General features: G+C 44.9%; 10 protein-coding genes. 2 read left to right on the top strand and 8 right to left on the bottom strand.

Translation table 11 applies throughout. From position 1 onward, the window contains the following. Positions 1-18: 18 nt before the first annotated feature. Both fliB and LIQ05_RS11105 read left to right on the top strand, forming a co-directional pair. Positions 19-1,185: a flagellin lysine-N-methylase gene (fliB, locus tag LIQ05_RS11100; RefSeq protein ID WP_226820610.1), complete on the top strand. Its 1,167-nt coding sequence runs from the start codon at positions 19-21 to the stop codon at positions 1,183-1,185. 161 nt (positions 1,186-1,346) lie between these two features. After that, the gene (locus LIQ05_RS11105; protein ID WP_226820612.1) at positions 1,347-1,982 is read left to right on the top strand and encodes a GNAT family N-acetyltransferase; all 636 of its coding nucleotides are present in this window, start codon (positions 1,347-1,349) and stop codon (positions 1,980-1,982) included. A 227-nt stretch (positions 1,983-2,209) separates the two neighbouring features. Here the strand turns inward: LIQ05_RS11105 and LIQ05_RS11110 are convergent, their stop codons facing one another. The 8 genes from LIQ05_RS11110 to ftsH form a co-directional block, all read right to left on the bottom strand. Further along, positions 2,210-4,018 (bottom strand): amylosucrase, encoded by a 1,809-nt coding sequence (locus LIQ05_RS11110; RefSeq protein ID WP_226820676.1) that lies wholly within the window; start codon positions 4,016-4,018, stop codon positions 2,210-2,212. A gap of 73 nt (positions 4,019-4,091) precedes the next feature. Continuing rightward, positions 4,092-5,585 carry a glycoside hydrolase family 32 protein gene (locus tag LIQ05_RS11115; RefSeq protein WP_226820614.1) on the bottom strand — a complete coding sequence of 498 codons (1,494 nt, stop codon included), beginning with the start codon at positions 5,583-5,585 and terminating at the stop codon, positions 4,092-4,094. 97 nt (positions 5,586-5,682) lie between these two features. Then, entirely contained in the window at positions 5,683-6,543 is an 861-nt protein-coding gene (locus LIQ05_RS11120; RefSeq protein ID WP_226820616.1) for a carbohydrate ABC transporter permease, read from the bottom strand. Next, entirely contained in the window at positions 6,543-7,424 is an 882-nt protein-coding gene (locus LIQ05_RS11125) for a carbohydrate ABC transporter permease (RefSeq protein WP_118581952.1), read from the bottom strand. Before LIQ05_RS11125 ends, LIQ05_RS11120 begins: the two co-directional genes overlap by 1 nt. A gap of 208 nt (positions 7,425-7,632) precedes the next feature. Next, entirely contained in the window at positions 7,633-8,895 is a 1,263-nt protein-coding gene (locus LIQ05_RS11130) for an ABC transporter substrate-binding protein (RefSeq protein ID WP_226820618.1), read from the bottom strand. Positions 8,896-9,347: 452 nt separating this feature from the next. Further along, a complete protein-coding gene (locus LIQ05_RS11135; protein ID WP_226820620.1) occupies positions 9,348-10,334 on the bottom strand; it encodes a LacI family DNA-binding transcriptional regulator in 987 nt (328 codons plus the stop codon). A gap of 100 nt (positions 10,335-10,434) precedes the next feature. Continuing rightward, complete coding sequence (locus LIQ05_RS11140; RefSeq protein WP_226820622.1) at positions 10,435-10,977, bottom strand: DUF308 domain-containing protein; 543 nt, start codon at positions 10,975-10,977, stop codon at positions 10,435-10,437. Further along, positions 10,974-12,806 (bottom strand): ATP-dependent zinc metalloprotease FtsH, encoded by a 1,833-nt coding sequence (gene ftsH / locus LIQ05_RS11145; RefSeq protein ID WP_226820624.1) that lies wholly within the window; start codon positions 12,804-12,806, stop codon positions 10,974-10,976. The genes LIQ05_RS11140 and ftsH overlap by 4 nt, the downstream gene beginning before the upstream one ends. Between the last annotated feature and the right edge of the window lie 33 nt (positions 12,807-12,839).

Here is a 12,839-nt window from a genome sequence, read left to right on the forward strand (position 1 = left end):
TTACCAGGAGGTTTTTTTATGGAAATTACAAGACCTGATTATTATAAAGATTTTTCCTGTATCGCAGGTGCCTGTCCCGACACCTGCTGTGCCGGCTGGCAGATCGCCATTGATGACAAAAGCCTGAAAAAATATAAGCGTGTGAAGGGAGCTTTCCGGAACCGTCTTCATAATGATATTGACTGGAAGGAGAAGGTTTTCCGCCAGTATGGGAAGCGGTGTGCATTTTTAAATGAGGACAGCCTCTGCGACATCTACAGCGAGGTTGGAAAACGGATGCTTTGCGATACCTGCCGGAAATATCCGCGGCACATCGAAGAATTTGAAGGTCTGCGGGAATATTCCCTGTCTCTTTCCTGTCCGGAGGCAGCCAGGATTCTGCTTGGCAGAAGGGAAAAGGTAACCTTCCAGACAGCGGAGGTTCCCTCCCCGGAAGAAACCTATGATGATTTTGACTATATGCTTTTCACTGCCCTTGAAGATACCAGGGAATACTTTCTTGAGGTGCTGCAGAACCGGCAGATTCCCATGCGGCTTCGTATGTGGAAGATACTGGCTGCAGCCAGTGATTTCCAGCGCTGTACGGACCGGAACCAGCTTTTCAAATGGGAAGAGCTCCGGGAGCGTCATAAAGCCTCTGGATATGGAGAAGCCTTTACCTCTAAGGTGCAGAAGCATCTGAACAAAAAGGCTGCGCCAGATGAACTTCTGAAGGCCATGTGGAAGGCGGTTGTTCCCAAAATGGAGGTTCTCAGACCGGGTTGGCAGGAATTTCTGAAGAAAAATTTGCAGGCGCTTTATGGCGGTGCAGAAGCTTCCGGCGTTTCCACCGCTTCCGTTTACTCTCAGAATCGTGCCGACTTTGAAAAGGCTTACCCGGACTGGAATATTCAGGAAGAGCAGCTGCTTGTGTATTGGATTTACACGTATTTCTGCGGTGCTGTTTACGACGGCGAAATTTTCGCCAAGGTAAAAATGGCTGTGGTCTGCACCCTGCTGATCCATGAGCTGGATATGGGCGCTTACCTGAAAAATGGGCGGGTGTTCTGTCTGGAAGACCAGATAGATATTTGTTACCGCTTCTCCAGAGAGCTGGAGCATTCGGATCTGAATCTGAATGCGTTTGAAGATTTACTTTCCATTAATAAGCTGTTTTCACTGGAAAATCTGCTTCGCATTTGCTAACCACGACCATCGTCCCTACTAAGCCTAATGCCAAAACGAAATTTACAAAAATGGTTCCTGTTCACGGAATGAACAGGAACCAAAAATTGAACCACAATTCATTATATGTGCCATAATACAGCTAAAATTTTCGTTTATAATTACAAAGGAGGAATCCTGCCATGCCATCACCAGTTATCATTCGCCCTGCTACGCCAGAAGACGCAGAGGCGCTCCTTTCCATCTATGCCCCTTATGTAGCGCATACCGCAATTACTTTCGAATATGATGTTCCGTCTGTGGAGGAATTTCGGAAGCGAATTGCACACACGCTACAGCATTATCCTTATCTTGTAGCCGAGCAGGTAATAAACCGCGCCACACCTGGTGTCAAAGATGAGGGGAACTGCAGTGCATGTACTGAAATCGCAGGCTACGCCTACGCAGGGCCGCTTCATGCCCGGGCAGCCTACGCCTGGTCTGTAGAGACTTCCATCTATGTAAAAGAGGATAAGAAGAAATCCGGAATTGGCAAGGCTCTTTACGCTTCTCTGGAAAAAGCACTGGCCGCCCAGAACATGACCAATCTAAATGCCTGCATCGCCAGCCCTGTAGTGGATGACGAATACCTGAACCATAACAGCATCCACTTCCACGAACATCTTGGCTACTCCATGGTCGGCGAATTCCATAAATGTGCTTATAAGTTCGGCCGTTGGTACAATATGGTCTGGATGGAAAAAATCATAGCCGCTCATCCCCACAGACAGCCCGATGTAATTCCCATTGGACAGATTCCGCCAGAAATTTACTGCTAAGTAACAGCCCGACAACATTGAGTTCAATGGCTGCATTCTCAGTTCCCTGTATTCCTTCTCAAACAGGCATTCTGCCCTGAGTGCAGGTACCTCTTTGGATACTTCCTGCTCCTCGAGCACCTGGAAATCCAGTGTTTTCACCGCAATTCTCGGGTTTTCTGTGAACTTTGTTCACAAAAAACACCCGGGAGTACAGAGACAATCCTCTGTTCCCGGGTATTTCTTCATCAGTTTATTTTTTTCAGCCAGAAGAATCCATATGCAGGTACATTTACACCTGCGGCCTCCATCTCCTGTCCGGTGATCAGATCCTTGTAAATTCCATCACGTTCATTAATCCATGCTGTCTTATCGTATTCACTGAAGTTAAACAGGCCGTAAATTTTATCCCCTTCATAATAACGGCCAATGCAGAGAATACTGTTATCCCATGTATCCACAGTCCAGGTATCTGCATTTGTCATAAATGCCTTCTCTGTTTTGCGGATTTTTTCCAGCTGGAGCAGACGTTTGTTCAATTTACCCTCCACAGTTCTGGCGTTGCTGCTCATGGCTGCGCGTTCCCAATTCATAGCCCCTCTGTGAATATATCGGGAATCCGGTGCTTTGTCCGGATCATTTTTGTATGAATAATCATTTACCTGTCCGATTTCGTCTCCACTGTAGATCACGGGAATTCCGGACTGCATAAACATATAAGCATGAAGCATAACATCCATCTGGATTGCTTTTTCCATTGCCGCTTTGTTTTTCTCAAATCCCGCCTTCTCAATACCGCACATGGAAGCGGTGGTTCCGCAGAATCTTGCATCTCCAGTTACCGGATCCTCATTGTAAAGCACTCCGCGACTGTTGCTCTCCCCTGCAAAGCCCTGGAAATAGTCATTGAGATATTTCTTATGAGAACGCTCTTCAATTCCCTCCTGCTGAAGTGTGGCATAATCTAGCCCCCAACCAATATCATCGTGGCAGCGCAGATAATTCAGAAATACGTAATCCTTCGGCAGACCATTGACAATATCAAGCTGTTTTTTCAGAAGACGTACATCCCTGGTGGCAACAGTATGCCATGTAGTAGCCATTGTAGTTACATTGTAAAGCATATGGCATTCCGGTTTTTCTACAGTTCCAAAGTATGGCACAACCTTTTCAGGCTCCATAACTACTTCTCCAAGAAGAATCACTCCCGGGCATACAATCTCGCTGATCAGGCGCATCATACGCACAATGGTGTGTACCTGCGGAAGATTCCGGCATGGTGTGTTCAGCTCTTTCCAGATATAGGGAACTGCATCAATTCGGATTACATCAATTCCCTTGTTTGCAAGGAAAAGGAAATTATACATCATCTCATTGAAAACCCGGGGATTTCCATAGTTCAGATCCCACTGATAGGGGTAAAAGGTGGTCATTACATAATGCCCGATTTCCGGCAGCCAGGTAAAGTTACCCGGAGCTGTAGTTGGAAATACCTGAGGCACTGTTTTCTCATAGAGAGACGGAATATACGGATTGTCGTAGAAGAAGTAACGGCTCATATATTCCCCGTCGCCCTGGCGGGCTTTTTTTGCCCATTCATGGTCTTCCGAAGTGTGGTTCATAACAAAGTCCATACACAGGCTGATGCCTTTTTTGTGGCAGGCACCGGCAAGTGCCTCCAGATCATCCATCGTTCCCAGATTTTCCTGTACTTTACGGAAATCAGCCACTGCATAACCGCCATCAGAACGGCCTTTCGGCGTATCCAGAAACGGCATCAGATGAATGTAATTTACGTTGTTTTTTTCCAGATAGTCAAGCTTGCTTTCCACACCTTTCATGTTTCCTGCAAAATTGTCTATGTAAAACATCATGCCAAGCATGTCATTTTTCTTATACCAGCCTGGATCTGCTTCACGCTTTTGATCCAGTGCCTTCAATGTGCTGCTTCGTTCTTCATAGAAGCGGTGCAGCTGATCGCATAACTCGAAAAACATGGAATCATTTCCATAAAGCTCCATGTACAGCCAGCGTAATTCATCTGTTTTTTTTGCCATACGATCCTGAAAGATCTTATCTGTTTTCTCTCTTTGCTTCACTTTATATCCTCCTCGTATCTGCCAGCAATTCTCAAAGCTTCAGCTCGTACTTTGTAACATCCATCTCCACTTTTCCATCTGCAAAGAAGGAAATTCCATCTGCCTCCAGATCTGTATAAATCGTTGCAGTCATCACATGCTCTCCATCATTTACAAAAATCTCAGCACTGAAACGGTCCAGAATCAGGCGAAGCTTAATCTCTCCATTTTCACTGTTCACAAGGCTTCTTCTCTGATGGATAATTGCGCGTCTGGAGCCTGAAAACTTACGATCGATTTTCAATACGGATTCATAAGGGCGAAAGCTTACTGCTGTATGGTACGTATCATTCTGGGCAAAACGCACTGCAAATTTCTTATAAATATTCTGCGCATCTGCCGGGCGAAGAGTGATTTCCATATCCACGCATCTTCCCTCTATGCCATCCAGACGAATTACATCCTCAAAAGCAACATTCTTATATTCTGTCTTATTTGTGCGAAGCTTCTCAATTTCCCGAACCGGTTTCTGGATCAGGCGGCCGTCTTTAATGGAAAGCTCTCTTGGAAGGCTCATCTGTCCAAACCATTTTCCCTTCGGAATTCTGTTATTCGCACATGTATCCCAGTTCTGCATCCAGCCGATCATAATTCTTCTTCCGTCTGGTGCTTCCACTGTCTGCATTGCATAATAGTCAATACCATAGTCCACTGCCTGGTCTTTTTCCGGGATAAAGGTTTTGGTCTCCTCATCAAATTTACCAATCAGGCAAAGAGTTCCATCACCATTGTGGTACTCAAAGCCTTTTGGAAGCATATCCTGAGGGCTTACAAGTACTACATCTTTTCCATCCAGGGTAAAGAAATCCGGGCACTCCCACATTTTTCCGAATCTGCCATCATTAGAAAGCATTACGGATTCAAACTCCCAGTTAAACCCATCTTCACTTCTATACAGAAGAATACGGCCGCCTGTTCCGTCCGCCCTGTCATTTACGATCACGCAGCGGTAGGTGCCATCCTCGCATTTCCACATTTTCGGATCGCGGAAATCAAAAGGACTGCTGTTTTCCGGCATGTCTTCTGCTGTAAGAATCGGATTTCGTACATCCTTTTCATAGTCCATTCCATCGCCAACTGCAAGGCTTTGTGTCTGTATGTCGCGGACACCTCCGCCTGGCTGTGCCTCCTTACGCACACTGGTGTACATGAAAAGCTGTTTTCCATCTGGAAGAGTAATGGCGCTTCCGGAGAAACATCCTACGTAATCATATGGCATGTCCGGGGCAATGGCTGCCGGAAGGTATTCCCAGTGAAGAAGGTCATCACTTACCGCATGTCCCCAGTGCATTGGTCCCCACTGGGAATCATATGGATAATACTGGTAAAATAAATGAAATTTGTCTTTGTAATAAGAAAAACCATTGGGGTCATTCATCCATCCAACTTTTGGAGATAAATGAAATTCCGGTCTCTCCAAAGGTGTAATATTCTGAGCCATTGCATCTTCGTATCTTCTGGCATCTCTTAAAGTCTGACTTATCATAATCATATCTCCTGTTTTTATTTATTATTCAAAACATATTTCAAAATAGTAATTATGGGGCCCAAAAATATCACTATCATTGGACCCCATCTTGATTTTAGCCTTTTACTGCTCCGGAGGTAACACCTTCAACGATGTAACGCTGCAGGAACAGATACAGAACCAGGATCGGGAGCATAGCCAGAAGGAGGGCGGCCATTACCAGTCCGAGGTCTGTTGAATAAGTACCATAGAATGCCTGTGTTGCAATCGGAAGAGTATACAGTTCTTTACGTCCGAGAACAAGGCTTGGAAGAAGGTAATCATTCCAGAATGCCATTGCATCAATAATCGCAACTGTTGCGATGGTTGGTTTCAGAAGCGGAAATACAATTTTCCAGTATGTCTGCCATCTGGTACATCCATCAATAAATGCTGCTTCTTCCAGCTCCATCGGAACGCTGGTGTGAATTGCACCATGGAACATGAAGGTCGCCATGGAAAGGGAAAATCCCACATGCATAAGAATCAGAGTAATACGGCTGTTCAGTACTCCAAAGATACCACCGTAAAGAGAAACCAGTGGGATCATAAGTACCTGGAACGGAATAACCATAGATGCGATCATCAGGGAAAACAAAATACCGCATGCTTTCCATTTGTTACGAACGATTACAAACGCTGTCATTGCAGAAAGCATAATTGTAAAGATCGTAGAAACTGTGGTGATCAAAAGAGAGTTTGTAAAAGATGTTGCAAAGTTCATCTTTTTCATGGCATCTGTAAAGTTGGTCAGAATAAAGCCGTGAGAGCCAACCAGTGCCAGCGGATCTGCCGTGATATCACCTTTTGTCTTAAACGCATTGAAAATTACCATGATAAACGGAAAGATAAATGCCAGGAACAGGATAACCAGCACTGCCATTGTAATAAAATGGCTGATTTTTTTCTTCTGAGCTGCTTTTTTGTTTTCGTCCATTATGCTGCCACCTCCCCTTTCTTACCAATGTAAACCTGAGTCACACCTACGATTGCGCAGACAACAAACAGGATCAAGGCCTCTGCCTGGCCGGTACCGTAGTTTTTGTAAGTAAATGCCTGATTGTATACGTGCATAGCTGCCATTACAGAAGAGTTAAATGGCTCACCTTTTGTCAGGGAAAGGTTTACATCATATACCATAAAGCATCTTGTAATCGTTAAGAAAAGACACTGTACAAAAGAAGATCTCATAAGCGGGATCGTTACGTTAATGGTTGCCTGTGTCTTGGTGCAGCCGTCGATCTGGGCAGCTTCCATAAGGCTCTTGGATACGCTCATAAATCCGGCAACATAGATCAGCATCATATATCCTGCGTACTGCCACACAGATACGATGATCAGACATGCCATTGCACCGTTGGTGGTTGCCAGCCAGGAGGTGGAAAGCGCACCTACGGAAAGAGATTTTCCAAGTGATACAAATGCACGGTTAAATACGAATTTCCATACATAACCAAGTACGATACCACCGATCAGGTTCGGAACAAAGAAGCCTGCGCGGAAGAAGTTCTGACCTTTGATTCCGCTGGTAAGAAGGTATGCAAGGAAAAATGCTACCACGTTTACCAGGATTACGGCGATAACAGAATAAATCAAGGTACGTCCAAGTGCCTGCCAGTAAGCTGCATCCTGAAATGTAGCAATGTAGTTTGCCAGTCCAACAAATGGTTTGTCTTTTGAAACACCGTCCCAGCTTGTAAATGTAAGATATAATCCGTAGATAAATGGAAGGATTACAACTGCACTAAACAGGACAGTGGAAACGCCAGCGAACATCAAGTACTGTTTTACTTTATATTTCATGGTGTTTTGTTCCATAATCACGATCCCCTTTCCCTTTTCTTTTTTGTCTCCACCCTTTTCCCGCTGCCTCCGAAAATCTATAATCCAGTACTTTTCTTTTTGTGAGGGAAAGAGGCCGCACGCCGCATGGCACAGGCGTGCAGCCTCTTGAGGGGGGGTGGCAAATTTCTATAAAACTACAGTATGTTTGTTAAATTAATAAGTTATTACCAAAGGATAATTCTTAGTGCTCTACAGGAGTTGTGTTCTTCCAGTAGTCTTCAATCTCTGCTGCAAACTCAGCTCTGTCAATCTGTCCTGCCAGATATTTCTGGAAGGTTGCACCGCAAATGGAAAGGTGATCATCCGGAAGGTAATTGTAGTTATCAATCAGAGCTGCTTCATCAGCATATTTCTTAACAGATTTTCCAAGTGGATCGGATACTTCTTTTTCATTGTTGGAGAATGCAGGTACAAGTGCACATGTCTCAGCAATGAAGCTCTGTCCTTCATCGGAATCAGCAAGCCATGTAAGGAAGTCCTTAGCTGCCTGACGCTGCTCATCACTTGTTGCATCAGAGGAATCGATCATCATGAATTTGGAACCTCCACCAACAAGCTTCTCATTGGATCCGTCATCTGTGTTCTGCGGTACTGGCATCATTCCCATATTCTCTGTATAATCATATGCATTGATTACGGACCAGTCCCAGTTTCCTCCGAACATGAATGCGATCTGTCCTTCAGCAAGCATCATCTCAGTTGTCTCACGCTCTGCAGCGATTGCAGAATCTTTTGCATAGTTGTTCTCCATCATGACATCGAAGAAGTCCATAAGAGAATTGAATTTCTCATTGTTTGCAAGGTCTGCTGTTCCTTCGTAAAGGGAGCTGATAAATCCTTCTACGTCCGGCTGCTGCTCGTAAACTTCAGCAAGGAAGTGAGCTGCAAGGGACCAGTCCTCTTTCATGATACCGGTAGGTGTTTCCATTCCGCCTTCTTTCAGTTTCTCAAGAAGCTCTTTGAAAGAATCAAGTGTCTTGTAATCATCCGGATTGAAGGTCTCGCCTGTGATTGCCTCGATTGCATCTGCATTGTAAATAACGCCGCGTGCCTCAAGGCAGGTCGGGAAACCATTGATCTGTCCGTCAACTCCGATTGCATAATTAGTTTCATTTACCCAGCTCTGATCGCTTAAATCGATTGCATGGTCTGCTGCAAGTGAATAGATATCTTTCGGGTCTACCATAGAGATTGTATATGGATCATTCGCAGAATATCTGGTAGCCAGATGAGCAGATACTGTATCACTGTTGTAATAAACCTCTACGCCAACGCCGGTCTCTTCTGCATACTGAGCAGCTAACTCTTCGAACTGGCTCTGAACCTCCATCTTGGAGTTAAAAATTGTGATGTTCACATCGTCTGCCATAACCGGTACAGATACACTTGCCATTGTTGCTGCTGCAGTTGCAACTGCAATTGCCATTGAAATACGTTTTTTCATTTTTGCTTCCTCCTGTTTTTTACGTTCTTGTTCAGACGTTTTCTTGATGGTTGTATGATAACATTGCGTCCTAAATATGTCAAGCGGTTGTCATATTTTTCCGTTGTTTTAAAGTCATTTCGTTAGTTTTATACTATTTTAAGTATCTTATTTTGTGCATTTTTACATGTGCTTTATATTGATATGTTGTGTAATTTCAGTTTTTTCTGTTTTTTCTTAAAATTCGCTCTTTTTAATATCGCAACCGTATATCATATCTGTTATGCTGAACAACATGTGCAAAAGCTTTGTTACCCTTTGCGTGCCAGATGCCACCTGCTTTAGCAGACAGATTCCTATTGCATAAAAAAATCAGCTGCTACGCAAAAACCAGAGGCAATTGCTATAACAGCTGACTTGTATTTTTTTATTTTGGAAATTCCCAAATCATCTTAAAGAAACTCCTGTTTTCTTCAGGTTGTTCCCCGCTCAACCAGGGTAACCGGAAATACGGCTTTGGTGGGTACCATTTTTCCCTCATCGATCTGCGCAATGGCAGCAACTGCCATCTCTGCCATCTGCTCCACAGGCTGATGAATCGTCGTAAGTCCCGGACTGGTAAACTGCGCAATGTTCACATCGTCAAATCCTACGATTTTCAACTGCTCCGGAACCTTAATTCCCAGATCCGCGCATGCCTGCAGTACATAGGCACCAATAACATCTGAACTGGCAAATACGCCATCCACCTCAGGATTGTCTACCAGTGCCTGTCTTACATATTCATAATATTCCAGAGAATCAAAAAGACGGTTATCCGTTACCATAACCACATTTTCTTCATTTCGATTCTTACAGATATCACGGAATGCAACCTCACGAAGATCTCCTGGCATATGGATGTCGACCCCTGCACTTACTCCGCCGATAAACATCAGCTTCCTGCAGCCCTTCTCTATCAGCAGCTCCGTTGCAAGCACCCCGCCCTGATAGTTATCACATTCAATTCCGGAGGTTCCCTCATCCATGGAACGCTCCAGTGTGATCAATGGGAAATTCAGACCTTCGAATTTCTCTGTTTCAAAGCTTCCACTACAGAGAACCACACCTGCAACTCTTTCGCTTTTGCACATCTCAATGCACTGTTCTTCACGTTCTTCCTTATATCTGGAAACAAAGAGCATGATGCGGTATCCCCGTTTCGCAGCTTCTCTCTCCAGGCGGCTTAACACCTTGGAAAAATAAGGATGTTCAATACTCGGCAGAATAATTCCGATGGTATTACTTTTCTGTTTAGACAGAGCGCGAGCTGTCTCGTTAGGCTGATAATCCAGTTCCTTCATCACCTGATATACTTTCTCTCTGGTCTTGTCACTAATATAGCCTCTGTTATTCAGGACTCTGGAAACCGTTCCTACCGTCAGACCCGAGGCCTTCGCCACATCCTTAAGTGTTGCCATATATATATCTCCTTTATTGCGAGCTGCAGTAATTTTTTAATTTTATCTTAATTTTATCACCTCGTAGTTTCTTGTGTCAACCGGTAAATATATTCTGCTTCTACATCCACCCGGCATCCATATTGCTGCATGCCATCACCACGCAGTCGATTCCAAGAAGGATCAGATAACCGCCAATAATAAAGCCCGTTGAAAACAACGCTACCCACGGCCAGATGATCATCAGACAGCCAAGGATGATTCCAAGAATATTTACAATCAAGGTAAAGTAATAGTAAAATTTTCCTGCTAGACGGACCAGAGGGATGTGGGTCAATCTGGAAACAGAATGAGCGATGAACCAGATTGGGAGAAGCAGGGTCATAATCAGCTCTCCGGCATTTGGGTACATCAGGAGCATTAGTCCGGCAAGGAGACTTAAAATTCCAGTCACCAGAGCAATGGTAGGTCCGAAGCCGACATAGCGCTCTGTTTTTGCATAAAATACAATATCTGAAATTCCGGTAATGACAGCAAGAAAACCATACGCAACGGTAATTCCGCGGAGCATGCCGCCTGGATTACACAACGTATAAATTCCAAGAAGGATCAACAGGATTCCCTCGATGAGTTCCAGCCAGCCATAACGTGAACGTCTTCTCATTTTTCCTCACTCTCCTCTTTGTTATTTAAAATTTTCATAAACTCTTCGCCAGTTATCGTTTCTTTTTCATAAAGGAACATAGCCAGTTCATCCAGTTTTTTACGGTTGTCTGTCAGGATCTTTTTGGCTTTTTCATGTTCTCGTTTTACTAATTCTACGACCTTCTCATCGATTTCCTTCTGGGTATCTGCGGAGCAGGAAAGGGATGCATCGCCGCCAAGGTACTGGTTGGAAACGGTTTCCATAGCCACCATGTCGAACTCGTCGGTCATTCCGTAGCGGGTGATCATAGCTCTGGCAATCTTGGTTGCCTGCTCGATATCGTTGGAAGCGCCTGTGGTGATCTCGCCAAACACGATTTCTTCTGCAGCACGTCCGCCTGTGAAGGTTGCAATCTTATTTTCCAGCTCTTTCTTTGTCATCAGATACTTGTCACCAGTTTCTACCTGCATGGTATAGCCGAGTGCACCGGAGGTACGGGGGATAATGGTGATCTTCTGAACAGGAGCGGAATGGCTCTGAAGGGCTGCCACCAGAGCATGTCCGATTTCATGATAGGAAACCACTTTTTTCTCCTGGTCGGAGAGAACTGCGTTTTTCTTCTGGTAACCTGCGATTACCACCTCAATACTCTCTTCCAGGTCTGCTTCTGTAACCACTGTACGTCCGCTGCGGACTGCGCGAAGAGCTGCCTCGTTAATGATATTTGCCAGCTCGGCTCCGGATGCACCAGATGCCATACGTGCGATGGTGTGGAAATCCACATCATCGGATGCTTTGATTTTTCTTGCATGAACCTTCAGAATTGCTTCACGTCCTGCAAGATCGGGAAGCTCAACCGGTACGCGGCGGTCAAAACGTCCTGGACGGGTAAGCGCCGGGTCAAGGGATTCCGGTCGGTTGGTGGCTGCCAGAATGATAACACCGTTGTTGCCTTCGAAGCCATCCATCTCTGTGAGCAGCTGGTTCAGCGTTTGCTCACGCTCATCGTTGCCACCTACCTGGCCGTCACGTTTTTTACCGATGGCGTCAATCTCATCAATGAATACGATACATGGGGCTTTCTCTTTCGCCTGCTTGAAAAGATCACGAACCTTGGAGGCACCCATACCTACAAACATTTCTACGAATTCAGAGCCGGACATGGAAAAGAATGGAACATTCGCTTCTCCGGCAACGGCTTTGGCAAGCATTGTTTTACCGGTACCTGGAGGGCCTACAAGGAGAACACCTTTCGGCATGGAGGCTCCCACGTCTGTGTATTTTTTCGGGTTGTGAAGATAATCTACAATCTCTGCAAGATTTTCCTTGGCTTCATCCTCTCCGGCTACATCGGAGAAACGAATTCCTTCACTGGACTGGACGTAAACCTTTGCATTGCTTTTTCCCATGCCAAATGCCATGGAGTTTTTGCCTCCAGCCTGCTCCATCAGCTTCTTCGCCATATAATTTCCAAGAACTATGAAAATGATCAACGGCAGAAGTCCGGTTACCAGGAAGCTGAGAATCGGGGAGGTCTGCTGGTCGATGTCCTTGGTAAAGGTGGCACCGCACTCATACAGACGGTCGGTGAGATCCGGGTCATTCATAAGACCGGTTTTATAAATTTTTTCGTTGTTCTTATCGGTAAAGACGATCTGGTTATCTTCTACTTCTACTTTACCGATGTTTTTGTCATTAATCATGCTCATGAAGGTACCGTAATCGGTTTCTTCTACCTGATGCTCCATTAAGATTGGGGAAACCACCAGGTTAAAGACGATCAGTACCAGAAGCACAATGCCGTAGTAATAGATCAACGGCTTTTTTGGGGTTTTTACTTCTTTCATGGTTGTAGTCCTTTCTTATGTAAACTAATAGTG

It is taken from the genome of Blautia glucerasea, assembly GCF_020537505.1.
In the GTDB taxonomy this organism is placed as follows: domain Bacteria; phylum Bacillota; class Clostridia; order Lachnospirales; family Lachnospiraceae; genus Blautia_A.

What these genes read in the sequence shown, in the direction of transcription:
- fliB (WP_226820610.1), top strand. Translation starts at nt 19, where the DNA reads ATGGAAATTACAAGACCTGATTATTATAAAGATTTTTCCTGTATCGCA.
- LIQ05_RS11105 (WP_226820612.1), top strand. Translation starts at nt 1,347, where the DNA reads ATGCCATCACCAGTTATCATTCGCCCTGCTACGCCAGAAGACGCAGAG.
- LIQ05_RS11110 (WP_226820676.1), bottom strand. Translation starts at nt 4,018, where the DNA reads ATGGCAAAAAAAACAGATGAATTACGCTGGCTGTACATGGAGCTTTAT.
- LIQ05_RS11115 (WP_226820614.1), bottom strand. Translation starts at nt 5,585, where the DNA reads ATGATAAGTCAGACTTTAAGAGATGCCAGAAGATACGAAGATGCAATG.
- LIQ05_RS11120 (WP_226820616.1), bottom strand. Translation starts at nt 6,543, where the DNA reads ATGGACGAAAACAAAAAAGCAGCTCAGAAGAAAAAAATCAGCCATTTT.
- LIQ05_RS11125 (WP_118581952.1), bottom strand. Translation starts at nt 7,424, where the DNA reads ATGGAACAAAACACCATGAAATATAAAGTAAAACAGTACTTGATGTTC.
- LIQ05_RS11130 (WP_226820618.1), bottom strand. Translation starts at nt 8,895, where the DNA reads ATGAAAAAACGTATTTCAATGGCAATTGCAGTTGCAACTGCAGCAGCA.
- LIQ05_RS11135 (WP_226820620.1), bottom strand. Translation starts at nt 10,334, where the DNA reads ATGGCAACACTTAAGGATGTGGCGAAGGCCTCGGGTCTGACGGTAGGA.
- LIQ05_RS11140 (WP_226820622.1), bottom strand. Translation starts at nt 10,977, where the DNA reads ATGAGAAGACGTTCACGTTATGGCTGGCTGGAACTCATCGAGGGAATC.
- ftsH (WP_226820624.1), bottom strand. Translation starts at nt 12,806, where the DNA reads ATGAAAGAAGTAAAAACCCCAAAAAAGCCGTTGATCTATTACTACGGC.